Raw genomic sequence first — 20955 nt, 5'->3', positions numbered from 1 at the left:
CATGTGCAACATGAGTTGAGGAGGATCCCATGGCCTATAAAGATGTCTATGCAAGCTGGCAGACTGACCCGGAAAAGTTCTGGCTAAGCGCCGCAGAGGCGATCGATTGGGATGAAGCGCCTGTCACCGCACTGACCGACAAGGGCAACGATCTTTACGAGTGGTTCGCCGACGCCAAGGTCAACACCTGCTACAATGCTGTGGACCGCCACGTTGAAAACGGCCACGGCGCACGTGTTGCGATCATTCATGACAGTCCGATCACCGGCACGGTCCACAAACTCACCTACCGCGAATTACAAGAGCGCGTCGCCTCGCTCGCTGGCGCGTTGCGCGCTAAGGGCATCGAAAAGGGCGACCGCGTCATAATCTATATGCCCATGGTGCCCGAGGCGATCGAAGCAATGCTCGCCTGCGCACGCATCGGCGCGATCCATTCTGTTGTTTTCGGGGGGTTCGCAGCAAATGAGCTCGCCGTGCGCATCGACGATGCCACGCCCAAAGCGATCATCGCCGCCTCTTGCGGGCTCGAACCGAACCGCGTTGTGCATTACAAGCCCCTCGTTGATGGCGCAATCGAGCTGGCCACGCACAAGCCAGAGTTCTGCGTAATCTTACAGCGCGAACAAGAAGTCGCCAAACTGGGTGCGCGCGATGTGGACTGGCACGGCTTCCAAGCAGGCGTCGCCCCGGCCGAGTGTCTGCCCGTCGAAGGCAATCACCCCGCTTACATTCTCTACACCTCTGGCACCACGGGCGCGCCCAAGGGAGTGGTCCGCCACACCGCAGGCCATCTGGTCGCGCTTAACTGGACAATGAAAAACATCTACAACGTCGATCCTGGGGATGTTTTCTGGGCCGCATCCGATGTAGGCTGGGTCGTAGGACATTCCTATATTTGCTATGCGCCGCTGATCCACGGCAACACGACGATCGTGTTCGAGGGCAAGCCGGTCGGCACCCCAGATGCCGGCACCTTCTGGCGGGTAATTTCCGAGCACAATGTGAAGAGCTTCTTCACCGCCCCCACCGCGTTCCGAGCTGTGAAACGCGAAGACCCTAAAGGCGAGTTTGTCAAAAAATACGATCTCAGCTGCCTCAAGACCGTTTACCTCGCCGGCGAGCGCGCGGATCCCGACACGATCCAATGGGCACTCGACCAGTTGAACGTTCCCGTGATCGACCACTGGTGGCAGACCGAAACCGGCTATGCGATTGCAGCAAACCCGATGGGGATCGAACATATGCCGGTGAAACTTGGCAGCCCTTCAGTGGCGATGCCGGGCTACGATGTGCAAATTCTCGATGAGGGCGGCCATCCGATGAAGCCGGGTGCGCTTGGCGCTATTGCCATCAAACTGCCTCTGCCCCCGGGCACATTGCCGACGCTCTGGAATGCAGAGGAGCGTTTTCGCAAAAGCTATTTGACGCATTTCCCGGGATTTTATGAAACCGGCGATGCGGGGATGATCGACGAGGACGGCTACCTCTACATCATGGCGCGCACGGATGATGTGATCAACGTGGCCGGGCACCGCCTGTCGACGGGCGGCATGGAGGAAGTGCTGGCAAGCCATCCCGACGTCGCCGAATGCGCGGTGATCGGCGTGACGGATCAACTTAAAGGGCAGATGCCCGTTGGGTTCTTGTGCCTCAACACAGGCGCAGGGCGCAAGGACAGCGCGGTCGTGGCAGAGTGCGTGAAGCTGGTGCGCGAAAAAATCGGGCCTGTTGCGGCATTTAAATCAGCAGTGGTTGTAGATCGCCTGCCCAAGACCCGCTCTGGCAAGATATTGCGCGCGACGATGGTAAAAATTGCCGATAGCGAGCCGTACAAAGCACCTGCAACGATCGACGATCCCGCTATTCTGGACGAGATCAAAATCGCGCTTCAAAGCATCGGATACGCAAAGTGATTCAAATGACTTTGGCCAAGGCCAAAGACAGGTTTTGCACGGGCTAAAGCCCGCGCCATGCCCCAAGCCTAAAGGCTTGGGGTTTTGAGTTTAAAGGCAAGATGAAGCCTGTTTTTTCGCCCTTCCTCTTTCTAAAAATATCGCGGGGAGTCTCGGCTTGCCGAGGCGGGGCAGAGCCCCACGCGCCCTCTGATCTAGACGAATTGTTCGCGGATGAGGCGCTCTTCAAGGCCATGACCGGGATCAAACAGGATGCGATGCGAGATACTGGGTTCGGACTGGATATCAACTGAAACCACATCTTTGACAGAACGCCCATCCGCATCCGCCATGACAGGACGTTTTTCAGGTTCAATCACTTCGAAGCGTACTTTGGCAGGTTTCGGCACCAACGCGCCGCGCCAGCGGCGGGGACGAAAAGCAGCCATGGCCGTGAGGGCAAGCACATCAGCCCCGATCGGCAGAATTGGTCCATGCGCAGAATAGTTATAGGCGGTGGAGCCAGCAGGCGTCGCCAGAAGGGCGCCGTCGCAGACCAATTCCTGCATGCGTAGCCGCCCATCGATATAGATGCGCAATTTCGCAGCTTGCGGACCTGCGCGTAGAAGCGAGACCTCATTGATCGCAAGTTCACGGTGGATTTTACCGCTGCGATCCTTCGCCTGCATCGAGAGGGGGTTGATTACTTCCTCGACCGCATCCGACAGGCGATCCTGTAAATCGGATTCGCTGTATTCATTCATCAAAAACCCAATGGTGCCCCGATTCATGCCATAAACCGGTGCCGGTAAATCCTGCGTGCCGTGCAACACCGAGAGCATGAAGCCATCCCCCCCCAGCGCCACAATCACATCCGCATCACCCGCCTCGACGTTGCCATAGCGCGTCACCAAAGTGCCCCGCGCGGATTGTGCGGTGGCTGTATCACTAGCGAGAAAGGCAATCTTGAGCGTCATGGCTTGTTTCCTGTGCGAAACCTATGAAGTCGAAACAAGCACATGTTTCACCAGACTGCCAGCCATGGCGCGCAATTCCGGTTATTCGTCGCATATGGCGCTTGAGCCTGCCCATGTTTCCTATAGGAAATGCGCGACTCATGTCCTTGTTTTGTCGGAGAAACCCTATGACCACCGCAAGAACCGCATTTTTCACGCAAGCCCTGTCCGAGCGCGATCCGGAGCTTTACGGCTCAATCACGTCCGAGCTTGGCCGCCAGCGCGACGAGATCGAGCTGATCGCGTCCGAAAACATCGTATCGAGCGCCGTAATGGAAGCGCAGGGTTCGGTGATGACCAACAAATATGCAGAGGGCTATCCCGGGCGGCGGTATTATGGCGGGTGCCAGTATGTTGACGTCGCCGAAAACCTTGCGATCGAGCGCGCGAAAGAATTGTTCGCCTGCGGCTTTGTCAACGTGCAGCCAAACTCTGGATCGCAGGCCAATCAGGGCGTGTTCCAGGCGCTCTTGCAGCCCGGCGATACGATTCTTGGTATGTCTCTTGATGCTGGCGGCCACCTTACGCATGGTGCCAAGCCGAACCAGTCGGGCAAGTGGTTCAACGCCATCCAGTACGGCGTGCGCCGCGAGGACAACCTGCTCGATTACGATCAGGTCGAGGCACTTGCGAAAGAGCATAAGCCAAAGATGATCATCGCCGGTGGCAGCGCCATTCCGCGCCAGATCGATTTTAAGCGCATGCGCGAGATTGCCGATATGATCGGCGCATATCTGCACGTGGACATGGCGCATTTTGCTGGTCTCGTGGCAGCCGGCGAACACCCCTCCCCCTTCCCGCACGCCCATGTGGCGACGACAACGACCCACAAGACCTTGCGCGGCCCGCGCGGCGGCATGATTCTCACCAATGACGAGGCGCTGGCGAAGAAATTCAACTCCGCCATCTTCCCGGGCATTCAAGGCGGCCCCTTGATGCACGTCATCGCCGCAAAGGCCGTCGCCTTTGGTGAGGCTCTCCAGCCAGAGTTCAAGGATTACATCAAGCAAGTCATCGTCAACGCGCAGGCGCTCAGCGACCAGCTGATCAAGGGCGGTCTCGATACGGTCACGCATGGCACGGACACCCATGTGGTGTTGGTCGATCTGCGCCCCAAAGGCGTGACAGGCAATATCGTCGACAAGGCGCTCGGGCGCGCGCATATCACCTGCAACAAGAACGGTGTGCCGTTCGATCCAGAAAAGCCGACCGTGACATCCGGTATTCGCCTTGGATCGCCTGCGGGCACGACGCGCGGGTTTGGCGAGGCAGAGTTCCGCCAGATCGCCGACTGGATCATCGAAGTTGTTGACGGGCTGGCGGCCAACGGCGAGGACGGCAACAGCGCCGTTGAAGCGAAAGTGCGCGGTGAAGTCGCGGGCATGTGCACACGGTTCCCGCTTTATCCGAACATCTGAGCCAGGAATTTCACCGAATAGATTTCGAAAGGGCGCATGATCCCATGCGCCCTTTTTTATGGCCTTATCCGTTGCTTAAGGCGCGTTGACTGTGTCACACATTTGCATGACACAAGCCACCCGCACCCTTGAACGCCGTCTTGGCGATGCGATCCGAAGCCGCGCGCCCAAAATCTTGGTCGAGCTGGTTATGTTTACCTTGAAACAAGCATGGGCCTGCCTGTTCGGTGCGCTTCTTCTGGTAGGTTTGATCGTCTCGGACATGATCTGGGACGACACATGGCGCTTGGCGCGCTACGACGCGCTCGTGATCTACGCGCTCACGCTGCAAGCGCTGTTTCTTATTTTCAAACTCGAAACCCTTGCCGAAGCGCGGGTGATCCTGATCTTCCACCTCACAGGAACGGCAATGGAAATCTTCAAGGTGAACATGGGCAGTTGGGCCTATCCCGAACCAGCGCTGCTGAAACTCTGGGGCGTGCCACTGTTCTCAGGCTTCATGTATGCTGCCGTCGGCTCGTTCATGGCACGGGTCATTCGCATTTTCGATATGCGCTTTGCGCCCTATCCGCCGCTTTGGATCACCTTCACCCTTGGCACTGCGATCTATTTGAATTTCTTCACGCATCATTATATTTGGGACGCGCGCTATGTGCTCTTTGCCACCACACTCATCGTATATATCCGCACGCGCATCTGGTTCCAAATCGGCGCAAGCACGTATTGGATGCCGCTGCCGCTTGCCGCGTTGCTCTCAAGTTTCTTCCTCTGGGTGGCGGAAAATGTCGGGACCGGAACAGGCACTTGGATTTACGCGGGCGCAGACGGTGTTGGCCTTGTCAGCTTCGCCAAGATGGGCTCATGGTATCTGCTGCTCTACGTCAGTTTCGTGACCGTCACGCTGGTCATGCGCGATGCCCTGATCCAAGCACCACTTACAAAAGATCACGCCAATGCAGCAAACCCACCACCAGCGCGATGACCGCCAGAATGTTGAACGCCTGAGCGCCGAGCATCGACAGGATGATATCCTTGCGCCGCTCCTTGGGATCGATCTTGGCCAGATGTTCGTGCAAACGCGCGGCTGCCGCGTCCACCGCAAGGCCGTCCACCATGCGCGCAAGTTTGGGATGGCCCGCCTGCGCCTGCGCCGCGATCATAACACCCGCCGCGCGGTGCGCGTCCTTTGGAAGCCGACGCCCCGCACGCTTCATCGCGCGAGGCAGATCGCGCGCTTTCACGCCCAGCTTCAGGCGCAAAGCACCCAGCGCCTTTTGCTCCATCGCATTGAAATCCAGATCACTCATCATTGCCGCCCCTTCCGTTCATGAACCTACCCTCGCTACAAACCAGCCTCAAGCATCGCCGACTGGCGCGCGCGCAAAATTCGCGTTACTCCCTGCACCATGCTTAATGTTCTCACCTATGGCACCGACACCGCCCGCCCCCCTTTGATGATCGTGCACGGCCTTTTCGGCTCTGCGCGCAACTGGAACGTCATTGCGCGGCGCATGTCCGAGACCCGCCGTGTGATTGCGCCCGACTTGCGCAATCACGGCAATAGTTTTCAGGCCGACAGCCACAGCTACCCCGATATGGCCGCCGATTTGAGCAAGGTGATCGACGCGCATGGCGGCGTGGTCGATCTGCTCGGTCACTCCATGGGCGGCAAGGCGGCAATGGTTCTCGCGCTTAAGCAGCCTGAGCAGGTCGCGCGCCTGCTGGTGGCCGATATCGCCCCGGTTGCCTATGGCCATTCGCAGCAACACTTCATCGACGCCATGCGCGCGGTGGACCTGTCCCAAGTTAGCCGGCGCGCAGATGCCTCGGCGCAATTAGCCCGCCGCGTGAGCGACAAAACCTTGCAATCCTTCTTTACGCAATCGCTCGATGTGAAGGAAAAACGCTGGCTCTATAACCTCGATGTGCTGGAGCGTGACATGGCGCTGATCCTGGGTTTCCCCGAGATCGAATCCCGCTACGATGGCTTGGCTCTGTTTCTGTCAGGGGCCAATTCCGATTATGTCCTGCCTAAGCACCGCCCCCTGATCAGATCACTTTTCCCGGGCGCGCGTTTCGCCAAGATACCCGACGCCGGTCACTGGCTTCACGCCGAGCAACCCCGCGCGTTCGAGGCCTCGCTGCGCGCATTTCTCGACTACCGCGCATAGTAAAAGGCGGCAGGAGCGATGGTCCCTCTACCCACCCATCACCTCTACCGCCAGCCCGCGTGCGCGGGAACTCTGGATCGCTGTTTCAGCCGTTGTCGACGATCGCCTTCGCCACGAAATACGTCACGGGAACGGACAGAACCGCACCCAATGCAGCTGCGATCAGCAAGGGCTGCAACGTGTCATAGCCCATGGTCAGCGCAGCAACCATGAAGCTCCCCGCCAAAGTGGTCGCGATCAGCGCAAAGAGCATACCAGCAAGTCGTGTCATCTAAGCCTCCAGTCAAAAATCTTATGTCTCGACGGCAGGATTAACGCATAAAAAACGCGCGTACCTTGATCCGTGTCAGATACGCGCGCTAAAAATGTTGGTTTCGCGCAAGTTTTTCCCTCGCGCGAAGGGATGGTTCAGGCGGCGGCCTTCACCGCCCGCTTGGTGATGACGTTCACCAAATGCGCGCGGTACTCCTTTGATCCATGCAGATCGCCGATCATGCCCTCCGCATCGACGGTGAGGCCGTCCAATGCCTCAGCCGCGAAATTCGCGCTCAATGCAGCCTCGGCTTCGCTCCAGCGAAACACGCCTTCCTCGGATGCGCCCGTTACGGCAACGCGCACGCCATCCTTGAACTTGGCGACGAACACACCCACCAATGCAAAGCGCGAGGCGGGCTGCACGAATTTCTCGTAATGCGCGATCTCCGGCACCGGAAAGCGCACCTCGGTAATGATCTCGCCCTCGTCCAAGGCAGTGGCGAACATGCCCTCGAAATAATCATCCGCCGCAATCTCGCGCGCATTGGTTTTGATGGTTGCACCAGATGCCAGCGCCGCTGCCGGATAGCAGGCCGATGGATCATTGTTGGCCAAGGATCCGCCGATCGTGCCGCGTGCGCGCACCGCCGGATCACCGATCTGCCCCGCCAGCGCCGAAAGCGCGCGATAACCAGATGCCGCTGCGACGCTGGCATGCGTGCTCGAACCGCCGATACACATCTCGCCCTGATCGCCCATGCAAATACCCTGCATCTCGCCGATGCCGGACAGGCTAACCAATACGGACGGGCTGGCAAGGCGCTGCTTCAGCGTCGGGATCAAAGTCTGCCCCCCGCCCAGCGCCTGCGCTTCATCCGCGCTCATCGCCGCAACTGCATCTGCAAGCGTGCCCGGCTTTTCAAACTCAAAATTATACATCTCGTCGTTCCTTCCTGGACCGCACAGGCCTTGCCCTTCTTTGGTCCATAAATACCTCGGGGAGCGCGAGGGGCTGGCCCCTCGCACCCGTCCTGGAAATCAGCTCTGCATCGCCGCCCATACCTTCGCGGGCGTCGCTGGCATGTCGATGTGTTTCACATCATGCCCACCCGAATTCAGCGCATCGATCACCGCGTTGATCACGGACGGGGGCGATCCGATCGCGCCCGCTTCGCCGCAGCCTTTGACGCCCAACGGGTTGTGCGTACATGGCGTCTGGCAAGAATGATCGACCGAATAGAACGGCAAGTCATCCGCGCGCGGCATGGTGTAATCCATGTAGGACGCGCTCAGAAGTTGGCCGTCCTCATCATAGACGCAACTCTCCAGCAGTGCCTGACCAATCCCTTGTGCGATACCGCCATGCACCTGCCCCGATACGATCATCGGGTTGATCACATTGCCGAAATCATCCGCTGCCGCAAACCGCGCGATGGTGACTTTGCCCGTATCGGGATCAACTTCGACCTCACAGGCATAAGCGCCCGCAGGGTATGTGAAGTTCGCCGGATCATAGAACGCGGTCTCCTCGAGGCCCGGCTCGATATCCTCAAGCGGATAGTTATGCGGCACATAGGCGGCCAAGGTCACATCGCCCCAAGCCACGGATTTATCCGTGCCCGCAACGCTGAAATTACCATCCTTCAGCTCGATATCCGCTTCAGAGGCTTCCATCAAATGCGCCGCGATCTTCTTGGCCTTATTGATGATTTTCTCCGTGGCGCGCACCATTGCCGATCCGCAAACCGCGAGCGATCGGGAGCCATAAGTCCCCATGCCGAACGGAATTTTGCTAGTATCCCCATGTACAATGTCGATCATGCTTTCATCGATACCAAGCATCTCTGCAACCACCTGCGGAAACGCCGTCTCATGGCCTTGCCCGTGGCTATGCGCGCCGACCATGACCGAAATCGAGCCTGTCGCATTCACCCGCACCGTCGCCGCGTCATAAAGACCCGCGCGCGCACCAAGTTGACCCACGAGGTTGGACGGCGCAATGCCGCACGCTTCGATGTAGTTGTTAATCCCTAGCCCGCGCATCATGCCGCGCGCTTCGCTCTCTTTGCGCCGCGCAGCAAAGCCTTTGATGTCGGCAATCTCTTCCAGCTTGTCCATCGTCGCGTTGTAATCACCGGTGTCATATTCCACCGCAACAGGGGTCGCGTAGGGAAATTCAGTGATGTAATTCTGCCGGCGCAGCGCAATCGGATCGACGCCTAGCTCGCGCGCGGCCATATCGATAACGCGCTCAAGCTGGTAGGTCGCTTCGGGGCGACCTGCGCCGCGATAGGCATCAACAGGAACCGTGTTGGTAAAGACCGCTTTCACGTTCACATAGACGTTGGGCGTTTTGTAATTACCAGCCATCAAAGTGCCATGCAGCCAAGTGGGAACCGAAGAGGCAAAGGTGGACAGATACGCACCCATATTGGCCAGCGTTTCCGTGCGCACCGCGACGAAGTTATTATCCTTATCCAGCGCCAATTCGATCTTGGTCACGTGATCGCGCCCATGCGCATCGGACATGAATGCTTCCGAGCGCGAAGAGGTCCATTTCACCGGACGGTTCACCGCTTTGGCCGCAAATGTGCAGAACGCCTCTTCTGCATAATGGAAAATCTTGGTGCCAAACCCGCCGCCCACATCGGGGGCGACGACGCGCAGCTTGTGCTCGGGGATGCCCAGAACAAACGCACCCATCAAAAGGCGGATCACATGCGGGTTTTGCGAGGTCGTGTGCAGCGTATGCTGCCCATCCGCGCGGTCGTATTCGCCGACGGCGACACGCGGCTCCATCGGGTTGGCGACAAGGCGGTTGTTCACCAGTTCCAGCGTGGTCACATGTGCCGCGCCTTTGATGGCAGCATCGACTGCACCCTTATTTTCCTCGACGAAACCCCAATCATAGCAAAGGTTGTTATCGAGATCGTCATGGACCTTGGTTGCGCCTTCTACCAGCGCAGCCTTCATGTTCACGACCGCTGGCAGCTCTTCGAGATCAAGCTCGATCGCTTCTGCGGCATCGCGCGCCTGCTCGAGGCTCTCGGCGACAACCGCTGCAATCGGATCGCCTACATGGCGCACTTTGCCATGGGCGAGCACGGGGTGTTTGGGCTCTTGCATCGCCTTGCCGTGACGGTCGGTGATTTCCCAGCCACACGGAATGCCGCCAACCGCTTCAAAATCCGCACCCGTAAAAATCTGCACGACGCCAGGCATCGCGGCAGCGGCGCTGGTGTCGATCCCGTTAATCTTTGCGTGGGCAACATCAGAGCGCAGAAAATGCACATAGGCCTGCCCGCGTATGTTGATGTCATCGGTGTATTTGCCGGTTCCCGTCAGAAACCGAATGTCTTCGCGCCGCTTCGAGCTTGCGCCGATACCGCCATCTTTTGGCATGAGAAATCTCCCTGAGGAATAATTTTCCAAGCTGTCCGCGCACCTCCCGCACGCGACCAGTCAATCGCTTCGGTCTTGATCTATTCGGCCGCGATCGCCGGAATTTCCTGACCGGATGCGGCCAGGATCGCCTTAACGATATTGTGATAACCAGTGCAGCGGCAAATGTTGCCCTCAAGGTAATGGCGCACCTCCGCCTCCGTCGGCTTGGGGTTTTCCTTGAGCAACGCAGCCGCGCTCATCACCATGCCGGGCGTGCAAAAGCCGCATTGCAAACCGTGATGGTCCTGAAAGGCCTGCTGGATCGTGTTGAGCGTGCCATCGGGCGCTGCCTGCCCCTCGATCGTGGAAATCTCGGCTCCGTCTGCCTCGGCAGCGAGCATCGTGCAACTTTTCACAGCGACGCCGTTCACATGGACGACGCAGGCCCCGCATTGACTGGTATCACATCCGATATGCGTGCCGGTCAGGAACAAATCCTCACGCAAAAACGACGACAGCAAAGTGCGCCCCTCGACATCGCCTGACGCGGCTTTGCCGTTCACGGTCATGGTAATTTTACTCATTCAGTCCTCCCAGATGACGTATCGCGCACATCGTTGTGGGCATATGCGCTGATCTTGGCTCTTGCGCGTTCCGTGCGCGGCGCGAGAGCGACGGCGCAGAGACGGCAAGGCAGGGCGAAACACCCCTTCATAGATCAGATTGCTATGCGAAGTGATTCCGAGCAACCCTTTGTTGCATTTATCTTTGCTGCGGCGGGGTTACGCTACGTTTCAAAGATGAAGCGTAGCACTCATCAGGATGTGACCTTGGCCAGAGACCTCGACCCCTTTTATAGCATCGCGCGCGCCGATCACGCGCACATCGGCTGTGCCGGGCCGCCCAAGCATATGGCCTTGCTCGGCGGTAAATTCAGGGGATTTTATCAGCCCATGATGCCAAAGGTAACTAGCCATCGCCCCCGTCGCGGAGCCGGTGAAGGGGTCCTCAGGCGGGCTGGGCGGCAGCAAGAGCAGACGCGAGAACGTATCGCCCGCATTGGTGTAACCGCCAAGGGTTGTCAGAAACGGCTCCATCACGTCGGTGCCATCCGCGCCAAGGCTATCGTTCATAAGTGCAAGCGCCCCCGCGTTCAGGCGCGCGCATCCCAGCGCGACGCGATCGCATAGTGGAACAATGATGAAGGGAAGCCCCGTCGAGACAAGCTGTGGCTCTGCGATGATGTCCGCCTCGCGCAGGCCAATCGCGGCTGCGGCAAGGGATATGTCCACTACCGGCCCAAATTTTGGCGCGTTCTGGCGCATTGTGACACGCGTTCCATCTGCGCTAAGGTGGACCGGAATGAGGCCTGCCCCGGTCTCCAGCGTCAGATCGCCCGGCGCGATGCTTCCCGCCGCATACGCAGCAATAACGGAAGCGACGGTGGGGTGACCGGCAAAGGGAATTTCGCGGCTGGCCAGAAAATAGCGCACCCGCAGATCAGCGATTTCGGATGGGCCAAGGAAGGTGCATTCCACCAGCGACGTCTCGCGCACGAGCGCCATGCAGGTGGCATCGTCCAGATGCGCTGCGTCATGCACCACGGTGCAACCATTGCCGCCAAAGGGGCGATCCGTGAAGGCATCGACCCAATGGGCAGCAAAATTCGTCATCAGTGAACAGTCACTGGCGCGAAATCATTCTGGCGTGCGAGCGTAAAAGCCAGATCGCGATCCGCTACGACCGCAAGGCGTTCGCCATTTTCAGCGTGCACCGCATATAGCTGCTCCATGCCACTGACCTGCTCTTGCATTTCTTTGGGTAGATCGGCCAGCGCGACGGAGCGCACATAGACGATACGGGCGTCCTTGGCGTTCGAGAATTCGAATGGGGTAGTCATGGCGTTATCCCTTCTTGATACTGATAGTCTGAACAACTGCGTCGGGGCGCGCGCGGGTCAAGTCCACATGAAGAAGTCCGTTCTCCATCTGCGCTTCGCCGACCTCTACACCGTCCGCCAACACGAAACTGCGCTGGAACTGGCGTGCAGCAATACCGCGATGCAAGAACAAGCGACCGTCGCTATCATCATTTTGACGGCCACGGATCACCAAATGGCGATCCTCGACGGTAATCGAAAGGTCATCCTCACCAAAACCGGCGACGGCTAGCGTGATACGATACGATGTATCGGTAGTTTGCTCGATATTATAGGGCGGATAACCCTCGTTTCCGGCTTTTGCGGTGCGTTCCACCAACCGTTCCAATTGCTCGAACCCGAGCATGTGCGGATAAGAACCAAGTGTCAGTTTCGTCATAGGGCGCGTCCTTCAAAGTAAAGCGACAGTCCGTGGCGCGGTCCCGTTTCGGCAACCGCTATAAAATTAATATGGGTAGGCTTTCATCTGTGCGCAAGGGCTATGCGCGCGCGGGGCGTTTGCGTATAGTATCCGCTCTGCCCCTGCCCCGCAAAGTGAGCTGACCCGATGAATGCGCCCACAGACATCTCGATGAAAACCAACGACGTGCTGCGCGTCGAGCTCGAGGTCATGCGCCGCGAGCATCGCGATCTGGACGAGTCCATTCGCGCGCTGATCGAAAAGGGCACAGCAGATCAATTGATGCTGCAACGCCTTAAGCGCAGCAAGCTGCGGCTGAAAGACAAAATCGCCGTCATCGAAGACCGTTTAACCCCGGATATTATTGCCTGAACGCATTGCTTAGACCTCGCATCTGGCTATAGTCCGGCGCTCAGAAGCAGAGGGTGCGCATCATGGCGAAAATCGAAGTTGGCCTTATCATGGGAAGCCAGTCCGACTGGCCTACGATGAAAGAAGCGGCGCAGATGCTGGATGCGCTGGATGTGCCCTACGAGGCCAAGATCGTGTCAGCCCATCGCACACCCGATCGCTTGTGGGACTACGGCAAGGGCGCGGCAGCGCGCGGTCTCAAGGTGATTATCGCTGGCGCAGGCGGCGCAGCGCATCTACCCGGCATGATGGCCTCCAAGACCCGCATTCCAGTGATCGGCGTGCCGGTGCAAACCAATGCGCTTTCCGGCGTCGACAGCCTCTATTCCATCTTGCAAATGCCGCGCGGCTTTCCCGTGGCAACCATGGCCATTGGCGGCGCAGGCGCGGCAAATGCGGGGCTGATGGCCGCTGGCATCCTTGCCACGTCCGATCCCGATCTTGCCGCGCGCCTGGATGCGTGGCGCGAGGCCCTCTCCGCATCAATTCCCGAGGAACCCATTGATGAGTAATCCCCTACCCCAAGGCGCAGTGATCGGCATTCTGGGCGGTGGTCAGCTTGGCCGTATGCTTTCTGTCGCTGCGGCGCGCCTGGGCTTTCGCACCCATATTTTCGAGCCCGCAGAATGCCCCCCTGCGGGGCATGTCGCAGATCGCGTGACGACTGCCAGCTATACAGATGAAGCGGCCCTACGCGCCTTTGGCAGCGGGGTCGACGTGATCACCTATGAATTCGAGAACGTGCCGACATCTGCACTCGATCTGCTTGGATCGCTCGCACCGATCCATCCCGGGCGCGAGGCGCTACGCATCTCGCAGGATCGCATCACGGAAAAGGATTTCCTGAGCGGCCTCGGCCTTTCGGTAGCGCCCTACGCCGCGCTCGAGGGTGCTACCAGCATGGCCGCCGCGCTCGAAAAAATCGGCACACCTGCAATCCTGAAGACCCGCCGCTTCGGCTATGACGGTAAAGGGCAGGCCCGCCTCAAATCTGCAGATGACGCAGCGCAGGCGCTTGAGGGCATGGCCGGAGCGCCCGCCGTTCTGGAGGGGTTCATCGATTTCAGCGCCGAGATTTCGGTGATCGCCGCACGCGGCACATCGGGTGAAGTCGCCTGTTTCGATCCCGGCGAAAACGTCCATGAAGGTGGAATTTTGCGCAAAACCACGGTGCCCGCGAACGTCGCCTCGTCGCTGCGCATGGACGCGGTCCTGCTCGCAGGGCGTATTCTGAATGCACTTGATTATGTCGGCGTGATGGGCGTGGAATTGTTCGTGACGAAGTCGGGTCTCGTGGTGAACGAGATCGCGCCGCGCGTGCATAATTCCGGCCACTGGACGCAGAATGGCTGCACCGTAGATCAGTTCGAGCAGCACATCCGCGCGATCGCGGGCTGGCCCTTGGGCAATGGGCAACGCCACAGTGATGTGGTGATGGAGAACCTGATCGGCGATGATATGAATCGCGTCGCGAACCTTGCCGCTCAGGCGGAAACCGCGCTGCATCTTTACGGAAAATCTGAGGTGAAACCGGGCCGCAAAATGGGGCATGTGAACCGTATCACCGGCAAGGCCGCGCCCTAGGCGCGCCCACCGCTGAACGACAGGATTGCAGGATCGATGCCGAGCGCGGCCAGCGCGGCGGCCCACTTCTTCGCATCGGCCGTATCAAAAACAATCTCCGGCTCCGCCTCAACGATGAGCCAACCATTCTGCGCGATCTCCGTCTCCAGCTGGCCAGGGCCCCAGCCCGCATATCCCAGCGCGACCAGCGTCTTTTCCGGCCCCGTGCCAGCATTGATATCTTCGAGAATATCGATCGTCGCAGTCATTGCAAAATCTTCGCCCACCTGCAGCGTCGACAACTCGGAAAAATAGTCGCGCGAATGCAGAACAAAACCGCGACCGTGCTCGACGGGCCCCCCGAAATAGACGGATTGATCCTGTGCAAGATCAGATTCGGGGATCGAAAGCTGCGCCGTTAGATCAGCGAATTGCACGTCCTGAATACGCTTGTTGAGGATCAGCCCCATAGAGCCTTCGGAGGAATGCGCACACAGGAAAATGACACTGCCCTGAAAGCGAGGGTCAGGCATATCCGGCATTGCGATCAAACACTTGCCTGTTAGTTCTGTGGGTGGATTTGGAATACTCATACTGCTATTTTTATCTCGGAAACCTTGCGCAAGGATGTGCGGCGGTGCTCTGCAGCGCAAGCGCAGTTTCATGTGTCGGCAAGAATCCTCGCAAATTAGTGACTTGGCATCGTGGGCAGTCTGCGCCAAGCAGGTTTAATGACAGGTAAACTTGCCCTCTTCACCTTTATAGCGAGCCTCGCAGCGCCGATTGCCGCGCAAGCTCAGAATTTCGACGACATCATCGACGCATCCCTTCTGAGCGGATGGCGCCAGAGCGATGGTAGTCACATGGCCGCGATTCGCCTTGATCTTGAACAGGGCTGGCACACCTATTGGCGTGCGCCGGGCGACGCGGGTATTCCGCCCTACTTCGACATGAGCGGCTCGGGTAATTTCAAAAGTTTTCAGGTGCTTTGGCCGCGCCCCGAAGTCTACGAGCAGAACGGCCTGCGCTCGATCGTGTATCACGACAGCGTCGTGCTGCCGCTGCGCATCGTACCAACGGCGCGCGGGCAGGACATTACCCTGAACGCCGAGATCGAGATTGGGATTTGCAAGGACATCTGCATTCCAAAAACCTTGAATGTGCGCGCGGTTCTTCCCGCCGCCGCCCGCGCGCGCGATGCGCTTATCGCCTCCGCGCTCGCCGATCGTCCCGACACCGGCAAAGAGGCTGGCGCGCAAAACGTGACATGCAGGATTTCGCCCACGCGCGACGGCGTCGCGCTGAAAACCACCCTTACCCTGCCCCGCGTCGGGCGTAGCGAAGCGATGGCAATCGAAACCGCAGATCCGCTGCTCTGGGTCGGCGAACCCGAGATGAAACGCAGCGGCAACGCCTTGTCGTCTGTCACGCAAATTCAACACGTCGAAGGCGCTCCTTTCATATTGAACCGCAGCGGCATTCGCATCACCGTTCTGGGTGAAAGCCGCGCAGTCGAAATTTCTGGCTGCACGGGCCAATAGATCCGAACACTAGACCCTCTGCTCTGCCCGCCGCCGTGAAATCACGAGAGCCGCGAGCGACGCTGCGTAGACCAGCACAATCATCGCAACCATGCCAAGTGCGAAGATCACAAATGCCCCAAGCATCGCAGGCATAGCGTCCAAAGCCGGAACAAGCCCGCCAAGCGGAGCCACAAGCGTACCGGTGACAGCCGCATAGCCCATCGTCGCTGCAAGCCAGACAGCGCTGAGCACCGCCAAAGCGTTCAGCATCGCGCGCGGCCCCTTGGCGCGAAAGCCAAGACCGCGTTTGAACGCATCGACGCGGCGGCGCACATCCGATTGCATCGCAATCAGCGACGGCACAACCAGCAGCACGATGATCATGCCAAAGCCAAGCCCGTAAACCAGCGTGATCACCGTCGGCTTGAGGAATTGTGCTTGGCTGGAACGTTCGAACAAAAGCGGTGCAAGGCCAAGGACCGTGGTCAACGTGGTAAGCATCACAGGGCGCAGCCGGTTCGCAGCTCCGTCGATGATCGAGGGAATCAACCCACGATCTTCGGCATATTCGTCGATCGTCGTCACCAGAACGATGGAATCGTTTATGATGATACCGGTCATTCCCAAAAGTCCGACGATGGTGAACATTGAAAGCGGCACGTCCCAAGCCGCATGACCGTAGATCGTTCCGATCAAACCAAACGGAATCACCGCCATCACGACCATGGGCCGTGTCCAACTGGAAAAGACCCAAGCCAGCACAAGGTAAATCCCTGTGAGCGCAAGAATAAGCCCTGTCATGGCATCGCTAAGAAAGCTGTTCTCCTGCTCAGATTGCCCCGAAAGGCGCCATTCCACCTGCAGCTCAGAGGCGATGCGCGGCAGGATTTGCTGCTCCAGCGCATCTTCGATTTCGCTCGCGCGGGCGGGGTCATCCTCGGAAATATCGCCCGTCACAGTAATCAACCGAACCCCGTTCTCGCGCCGCACCGTGGAAAATCCGGTGCGCTGCGCCACGCTGACAATATCGGCCAGTGGCACGTAGCTGCCCGCCTGACTGCGCAGCAAGGTGCTATCAAGAAAATCCGCGCGTAGCTCGTCGCTGGGCAGTTCGACACGAATGGTCGCGCTGCGCGGTCCATCAGGAAAGCTGGCCGCTTCGATCCCGTTAAGGCGATGACGCAAAACGCGGCCCAGTTGATCGATGGTAAAGCCGAGCGCCTGACCCTGCGCCGTCAACTCAAGGATCAACTCTTCTTTATCGTAGGCGAGATTGTCCTCGACTGCCGAAACCTCCGGAAAGCGCGCGAGTTCGGATTGCAGCGCCTGACTGGCGTTCTTCAAGGTGTCCGCACTGGCGCCGAAGAACTGCACGTCAAGCCCGGAGCCACCCGGACCGCTGCGCCATGAGCGGAACGAGATATCCTCGACCAGCGGATGCCGGCGGACTGCATCCTGCAATTCCGCCACGAAGGAAGAACTGGAATAGGGACGCAGATCCGCCTCGATCAGCTCAATAGAAATCCCGCCCAGAAGGTCGCTATCCTTGGTGTCCGAACCAGCCATGGCGCGCCCCGCAGAGCCGCCAATAGTGCCCATGACGTAATCCAGCGGATTGCGCCCGTGCTCGGCTTCATATTTAGCCGCCAATTCCTCGGTGGCGCGCTGCATCTCGCGCATCATCTCCAAGGTGTCGCTACGGCTCGCGCCCTCGACCATTGCAAAGTTGCCGGTCACGGACGAGCGCTCGGGCGCGTTGAAGAAGCGCCACTGCACATCGCCGCTGATCAGAAGCGTGACCTGGCTCGCAAGGATCAGAACGACGCCAGCAAAGACCGTATATCGCGCCCAGATGACGCCTGCCATAAGCGGTTTGAACAATTGATCGCGTACCCACTCGAAACCACGGTTCACGACGCGGCTGGGCAGATCATACCAATGGGTTTTCGAACTATGGGCAAGGGCATGGCTCATGTGGTGCGGCAGGATCAAAAAGCACTCGGCAAGGGAGGCAATCAAAACGGCAATCACGGTAAAGGGAATATCCCCGATCAGATCACCGAAACGCCCCCCGATCGAGACAAGACCGAAAAACGCGATAACCGTGGTCAGCGTCGCCGAGAACACAGGCAGCGACATGCGCCGCGCCGCGTTTTCGGCGGCGACCACAGGGGACTCGCCCAGTTCGCGCGCGCGGTAATCCGCGTGCTCGCCCACCACGATCGCATCATCCACGACGATGCCAAGTGTGATGATCAGCGCGAAAAGCGAGATCATGTTGATCGTGAGACCGGACACATACATGATCGCGATCGCCGCGAACAAGGCCACGGGGATGCCTGCGGCAACCCAGAACGCAGTGCGCGCGTTCAAGAACAGGAACAACAGCAGCACCACAAGCGCGAGGCCGGTCAGAGCATTATCGATCAGGATGTTCAAACGACCGCTGATATATTCGGCGCGCGTGCGGATCAGCTCGATCGCGACCCCCTCGGGCAGGGTTTCCTGCATCTTGGCGGCGACGTCTTCGACCTGATGCTGGATGCCGATCGCATCGCCCTTGTCGGAGCGATCGACGCGAATGGTCATCGCCGGATCATCGCCCACGAAAAAGCCCATGTCGCGGTCCACGCCTTCGCGGCGCAGCTCGGCCAGATCGCCGATGCGCAGCTTTGAGCCATCTGCATCCGAGCGCAGAACAATCTGCGCAATCTGCTCTGGCGTGCGTTTTTCCACGCCCGTGCGCACACGCGCCGTGCCGCTGGAAACATCGCCCGCAGGGTCCGCATCCACTTCGGAGGCGATGGCAGCGGCGATATCGGCCATGGACACATCGTTGGAAATCAAATTGCTCGAGGGCACTTCTACGATAGTCTGCCCCGCCGCCACGCCGCGAATGGTGGTGCGCGTCACACCCTCGGCAAAGAGGCGGATGGTCAGTTCATCGGCGAACAGCGCCAATTGCTCGACACCCACAGGGCCGGTGATCACCACGTCGGTCACCCGGTCGCGCCATTGGCCGCGCCGCACCACCGGCTCTTCGGCCTCATCGGGCAGGCCACTGACGAGGTCGACGGCGGATTGCACATCATCCGCCGCGCGCGCCATGTCCCAATTGGGTTCGAACTCCAAGGTGATCGATGCGCGCCCCTCGCGGCTGCTCGCATCGGAGCTGTCCACACCCTCGACCGACAATAACGCAGGTTCGATCACCTGCACGATGGCGGCGTCCACGTCCTCTGCGCCCGCACCGTCCCAAGTGACCGAAACAGAGACCGTATCGACCACCACATCTGGAAAGAACTGCGCACGCATTTTGGGCATGGCCGTCAGTCCCGCGACCAGCATCACGACCAGCAAAAGGTTCGCCAGGGTCTTGTGGCGGGTGAAATAGCTCAGGATACCGCCCGAGCCGGGTGCGAATGTGCGTGCCATATCCTAGCCCCCCATCCGCCCCTCAAGGCGCTCCACCATACGCGCAGGCACCTTGTCTTTTGAAAGCTGGCTCAGGATGCGCGCCTTGGCCTCATCCGGAATACGCTTGTTCGCCTCGACGAAAGCGCGGATTTTCGCGCGCCGCTCGGCGGAAAGCTCAAGCATTTGCGGCTCTTCAATCTCGCGCGCGCCCTCGGCCGTCAATGGATTGACCTTGATCCCCGCACCAAGCAAAGGCGTGCGGGCGGTGACCACGTTGCGCCCCATCAACCCGCGCGAGCGCACCAGAACATCATCGCCCTGACGGCGCACTAGCGTGGCCGGCACCGTCTCAAGACGGTCCTCCATGCCGATGACCAGCACATTGCCATCCGCCCCGAGCGCCGTCGCAGGCAAGCGGATCACGCCGCTCAGGCTTGGCTCCGTCACTTCAACGCGCACGAAATCACCCGGTTTGAACCCCGGTGCAGCCTCAAGCGCGGCAAAGACAAGGCGCCCGGTCTGCCCCTCGCCGACAGCAGCGCTGTCGCGTGTTAGCTTGCCGCGCGCGACAAGGTCCGCGCCAAACACATCCAGAACGACGGTGACGGGCGCAGCTCCCAGCGCACCCTGATCGTTCAAAAGCCGCGCATATTGCGCCGTAGAGAGGCGAAACGAGACCTCAAGCGCCTGAGGGTCAATCAAGCGCGCGAGGCGTTCGTTGATCGACACCAAGCCCCCGCGCGAGGCGGTGACATCGCTCAAAGCACCCGAGAATTCGGCAGTAATTTCTGTGTTTTCCAGTTTGCGAAGGGCATCGGCCTTAGCAAGCTCTGCCCGCGCAATGCGCGTTTGTGCTTGTTCGATGCGCGCTTCGGCCTGCGCAAGCGATTGGCGGCGCGCAAGCACCGCCTGGCGCGCGCTGGAGGCGGCAAGCTCGGCGGTTTCGACGGTAGCGGAGGTGCCAACGCCCCGTGTGGCAAGGTCTTGCGAGCGCTCAAAGGCTTTGACGCGCAGCGCTGCTTGCTCGCGCGCTGCGGTCAGTTCATCGCGCGCAAGGCCGATGGCACGCGCAGCTTCGCGCGCTTCTAGATTTGCATCGCTCAGATCGCTGCTGGCGCGGTCCAGCGCACTTTGCGCCTCGGCGGGATCAATCAGAACCAGTCGCTCGCCCGCGCGCACGATGCCGCCTTCGACGAAATTATCCGATATCTCCAGAATTGTCCCCGACGCGCCCGAGCGCAGATCAAGCGTGCGCGCGCTTTCGATTTGCCCGAACGCCGTCAAAACCGGTTCGATCTGCTGTATTTGTGCAGGAATGACCGTCACGGAAAACACCCGCTCGCGCGAACGGGTTGGGCGCGGCTCTTCTGCCATGCGCACTTGCACCGCACCGTAGACCAGCGAACCGGCATAGACCAGAAGCGCCCCTGTCATGGCGAGCAAAAACAGCCCCGAAAGGCTTTGACGAAGAAATCTCATGACGGGGCGATCCTAAACAACAATGTACTTAAACTAGTGACCCGATTTGAGATGGCAAATCCAGTCACATTTAGGGTGATACGC

General features: G+C 59.4%; 20 protein-coding genes. 8 read left to right on the top strand and 12 right to left on the bottom strand.

Annotation, left to right across the window (positions count from 1 at the left end; all coding sequences use genetic code 11):
• Positions 1-29: 29 nt before the first annotated feature.
• Positions 30-1916, top strand: a complete 1887-nt coding sequence (gene prpE / locus B9P63_RS07070) for a propionate-CoA ligase PrpE (protein ID WP_085307830.1) — start codon at positions 30-32, stop codon at positions 1914-1916.
• 194 nt (positions 1917-2110) lie between these two features.
• Here prpE and B9P63_RS07065 read toward each other — a convergent pair whose 3' ends face one another.
• Positions 2111-2872: an NAD kinase gene (locus B9P63_RS07065; protein ID WP_085307829.1), complete on the bottom strand. Its 762-nt coding sequence runs from the start codon at positions 2870-2872 to the stop codon at positions 2111-2113.
• Between the two features lie 167 nt (positions 2873-3039).
• Here B9P63_RS07065 and glyA point away from each other — a divergent pair, with 167 nt between their 5' ends.
• A complete protein-coding gene (gene glyA / locus B9P63_RS07060) occupies positions 3040-4329 on the top strand; it encodes a serine hydroxymethyltransferase (RefSeq protein ID WP_085307828.1) in 1290 nt (429 codons plus the stop codon).
• A gap of 106 nt (positions 4330-4435) precedes the next feature.
• The gene (locus tag B9P63_RS07055) at positions 4436-5311 is read left to right on the top strand and encodes a DUF817 domain-containing protein (RefSeq protein WP_085307827.1); all 876 of its coding nucleotides are present in this window, start codon (positions 4436-4438) and stop codon (positions 5309-5311) included.
• Here the strand turns inward: B9P63_RS07055 and B9P63_RS07050 are convergent.
• Entirely contained in the window at positions 5265-5639 is a 375-nt protein-coding gene (locus B9P63_RS07050; RefSeq protein ID WP_085307826.1) for a hypothetical protein, read from the bottom strand. The genes B9P63_RS07055 and B9P63_RS07050 overlap by 47 nt on opposite strands.
• A 96-nt stretch (positions 5640-5735) precedes the next feature.
• Between B9P63_RS07050 and B9P63_RS07045 the strand changes: the two genes are divergently transcribed.
• On the top strand, positions 5736-6500 hold the full coding sequence (locus B9P63_RS07045) for an alpha/beta fold hydrolase (RefSeq protein ID WP_085307825.1): 765 nt from the start codon (positions 5736-5738) through the stop codon (positions 6498-6500).
• 85 nt (positions 6501-6585) lie between these two features.
• On the opposite strand, the gene B9P63_RS07040 is transcribed toward B9P63_RS07045, so the two are convergent.
• The 7 genes from B9P63_RS07040 to B9P63_RS07010 all read right to left on the bottom strand — a co-directional run bounded on the left by B9P63_RS07040 (position 6586) and on the right by B9P63_RS07010 (position 12457).
• Complete coding sequence (locus tag B9P63_RS07040) at positions 6586-6771, bottom strand: CTP synthetase (RefSeq protein ID WP_085307824.1); 186 nt, start codon at positions 6769-6771, stop codon at positions 6586-6588.
• Between the two features lie 137 nt (positions 6772-6908).
• A complete protein-coding gene (locus tag B9P63_RS07035; RefSeq protein WP_085307823.1) occupies positions 6909-7694 on the bottom strand; it encodes an FAD binding domain-containing protein in 786 nt (261 codons plus the stop codon).
• Positions 7695-7793: 99 nt separating this feature from the next.
• Positions 7794-10157 carry a xanthine dehydrogenase family protein molybdopterin-binding subunit gene (locus tag B9P63_RS07030; protein WP_085307822.1) on the bottom strand — a complete coding sequence of 788 codons (2364 nt, stop codon included), beginning with the start codon at positions 10155-10157 and terminating at the stop codon, positions 7794-7796.
• Between the two features lie 80 nt (positions 10158-10237).
• Positions 10238-10723, bottom strand: a complete 486-nt coding sequence (locus B9P63_RS07025; protein ID WP_085307821.1) for a (2Fe-2S)-binding protein — start codon at positions 10721-10723, stop codon at positions 10238-10240.
• A 210-nt stretch (positions 10724-10933) separates the two neighbouring features.
• Positions 10934-11812 carry a PhzF family phenazine biosynthesis protein gene (locus tag B9P63_RS07020; protein WP_085307820.1) on the bottom strand — a complete coding sequence of 293 codons (879 nt, stop codon included), beginning with the start codon at positions 11810-11812 and terminating at the stop codon, positions 10934-10936.
• A complete protein-coding gene (locus B9P63_RS07015) occupies positions 11812-12039 on the bottom strand; it encodes a DUF1150 family protein (RefSeq protein ID WP_085307819.1) in 228 nt (75 codons plus the stop codon). Before B9P63_RS07015 ends, B9P63_RS07020 begins: the two co-directional genes overlap by 1 nt.
• Positions 12040-12043: 4 nt before the next feature.
• Positions 12044-12457, bottom strand: coding sequence for an Hsp20 family protein (locus B9P63_RS07010; RefSeq protein WP_085307818.1), 414 nt, complete (start codon positions 12455-12457; stop codon positions 12044-12046).
• 168 nt (positions 12458-12625) lie between these two features.
• Between B9P63_RS07010 and B9P63_RS07005 the strand changes: the two genes are divergently transcribed.
• The 3 genes from B9P63_RS07005 to B9P63_RS06995 all read left to right on the top strand — a co-directional run bounded on the left by B9P63_RS07005 (position 12626) and on the right by B9P63_RS06995 (position 14473).
• Positions 12626-12850: a YdcH family protein gene (locus B9P63_RS07005; protein ID WP_085307817.1), complete on the top strand. Its 225-nt coding sequence runs from the start codon at positions 12626-12628 to the stop codon at positions 12848-12850.
• Positions 12851-12912: 62 nt separating this feature from the next.
• Positions 12913-13401, top strand: coding sequence for a 5-(carboxyamino)imidazole ribonucleotide mutase (gene purE / locus B9P63_RS07000; RefSeq protein ID WP_085307816.1), 489 nt, complete (start codon positions 12913-12915; stop codon positions 13399-13401).
• Positions 13394-14473 (top strand): 5-(carboxyamino)imidazole ribonucleotide synthase, encoded by a 1080-nt coding sequence (locus B9P63_RS06995; RefSeq protein WP_085307815.1) that lies wholly within the window; start codon positions 13394-13396, stop codon positions 14471-14473. Before purE ends, B9P63_RS06995 begins: the two co-directional genes overlap by 8 nt.
• Here the strand turns inward: B9P63_RS06995 and B9P63_RS06990 are convergent.
• Positions 14470-15045, bottom strand: coding sequence for a YqgE/AlgH family protein (locus B9P63_RS06990; protein WP_085307913.1), 576 nt, complete (start codon positions 15043-15045; stop codon positions 14470-14472). The genes B9P63_RS06995 and B9P63_RS06990 overlap by 4 nt on opposite strands.
• Positions 15046-15183: 138 nt before the next feature.
• Here B9P63_RS06990 and B9P63_RS06985 point away from each other — a divergent pair, with 138 nt between their 5' ends.
• Complete coding sequence (locus B9P63_RS06985; protein ID WP_085307814.1) at positions 15184-15993, top strand: protein-disulfide reductase DsbD domain-containing protein; 810 nt, start codon at positions 15184-15186, stop codon at positions 15991-15993.
• 9 nt (positions 15994-16002) lie between these two features.
• Here the strand turns inward: B9P63_RS06985 and B9P63_RS06980 are convergent, their stop codons facing one another.
• Both B9P63_RS06980 and B9P63_RS06975 read right to left on the bottom strand, forming a co-directional pair.
• Entirely contained in the window at positions 16003-19410 is a 3408-nt protein-coding gene (locus B9P63_RS06980) for an efflux RND transporter permease subunit (RefSeq protein ID WP_085307813.1), read from the bottom strand.
• A gap of 3 nt (positions 19411-19413) precedes the next feature.
• Positions 19414-20871 carry an efflux RND transporter periplasmic adaptor subunit gene (locus tag B9P63_RS06975; protein ID WP_085307812.1) on the bottom strand — a complete coding sequence of 486 codons (1458 nt, stop codon included), beginning with the start codon at positions 20869-20871 and terminating at the stop codon, positions 19414-19416.
• Positions 20872-20955 lie beyond the last annotated feature (84 nt).

Source organism: Planktotalea arctica, from assembly GCF_002105285.1.
Classification (GTDB): domain Bacteria; phylum Pseudomonadota; class Alphaproteobacteria; order Rhodobacterales; family Rhodobacteraceae; genus Planktotalea; species Planktotalea arctica.
This window is presented reverse-complemented; position numbering and strand designations above follow the sequence as displayed.

Excerpts from the sequence above, each read along its gene's own strand:
- B9P63_RS07040 (WP_085307824.1), bottom strand. The coding sequence starts at position 6,771 with ATGACACGACTTGCTGGTATGCTCTTTGCGCTGATCGCGACCACTTTG.
- B9P63_RS07055 (WP_085307827.1), top strand. The coding sequence starts at position 4,436 with ATGACACAAGCCACCCGCACCCTTGAACGCCGTCTTGGCGATGCGATC.
- B9P63_RS07045 (WP_085307825.1), top strand. The coding sequence starts at position 5,736 with ATGCTTAATGTTCTCACCTATGGCACCGACACCGCCCGCCCCCCTTTG.
- B9P63_RS07035 (WP_085307823.1), bottom strand. The coding sequence starts at position 7,694 with ATGTATAATTTTGAGTTTGAAAAGCCGGGCACGCTTGCAGATGCAGTT.
- prpE (WP_085307830.1), top strand. The coding sequence starts at position 30 with ATGGCCTATAAAGATGTCTATGCAAGCTGGCAGACTGACCCGGAAAAG.
- B9P63_RS07015 (WP_085307819.1), bottom strand. The coding sequence starts at position 12,039 with ATGACTACCCCATTCGAATTCTCGAACGCCAAGGACGCCCGTATCGTC.
- B9P63_RS07005 (WP_085307817.1), top strand. The coding sequence starts at position 12,626 with ATGAATGCGCCCACAGACATCTCGATGAAAACCAACGACGTGCTGCGC.
- B9P63_RS07010 (WP_085307818.1), bottom strand. The coding sequence starts at position 12,457 with ATGACGAAACTGACACTTGGTTCTTATCCGCACATGCTCGGGTTCGAG.
- glyA (WP_085307828.1), top strand. The coding sequence starts at position 3,040 with ATGACCACCGCAAGAACCGCATTTTTCACGCAAGCCCTGTCCGAGCGC.
- B9P63_RS07050 (WP_085307826.1), bottom strand. The coding sequence starts at position 5,639 with ATGATGAGTGATCTGGATTTCAATGCGATGGAGCAAAAGGCGCTGGGT.
- B9P63_RS07025 (WP_085307821.1), bottom strand. The coding sequence starts at position 10,723 with ATGAGTAAAATTACCATGACCGTGAACGGCAAAGCCGCGTCAGGCGAT.
- B9P63_RS07030 (WP_085307822.1), bottom strand. The coding sequence starts at position 10,157 with ATGCCAAAAGATGGCGGTATCGGCGCAAGCTCGAAGCGGCGCGAAGAC.
- B9P63_RS06995 (WP_085307815.1), top strand. The coding sequence starts at position 13,394 with ATGAGTAATCCCCTACCCCAAGGCGCAGTGATCGGCATTCTGGGCGGT.
- B9P63_RS06985 (WP_085307814.1), top strand. The coding sequence starts at position 15,184 with ATGACAGGTAAACTTGCCCTCTTCACCTTTATAGCGAGCCTCGCAGCG.
- B9P63_RS06980 (WP_085307813.1), bottom strand. The coding sequence starts at position 19,410 with ATGGCACGCACATTCGCACCCGGCTCGGGCGGTATCCTGAGCTATTTC.
- purE (WP_085307816.1), top strand. The coding sequence starts at position 12,913 with ATGGCGAAAATCGAAGTTGGCCTTATCATGGGAAGCCAGTCCGACTGG.
- B9P63_RS07020 (WP_085307820.1), bottom strand. The coding sequence starts at position 11,812 with ATGACGAATTTTGCTGCCCATTGGGTCGATGCCTTCACGGATCGCCCC.
- B9P63_RS06990 (WP_085307913.1), bottom strand. The coding sequence starts at position 15,045 with ATGAGTATTCCAAATCCACCCACAGAACTAACAGGCAAGTGTTTGATC.
- B9P63_RS07065 (WP_085307829.1), bottom strand. The coding sequence starts at position 2,872 with ATGACGCTCAAGATTGCCTTTCTCGCTAGTGATACAGCCACCGCACAA.
- B9P63_RS06975 (WP_085307812.1), bottom strand. The coding sequence starts at position 20,871 with ATGAGATTTCTTCGTCAAAGCCTTTCGGGGCTGTTTTTGCTCGCCATG.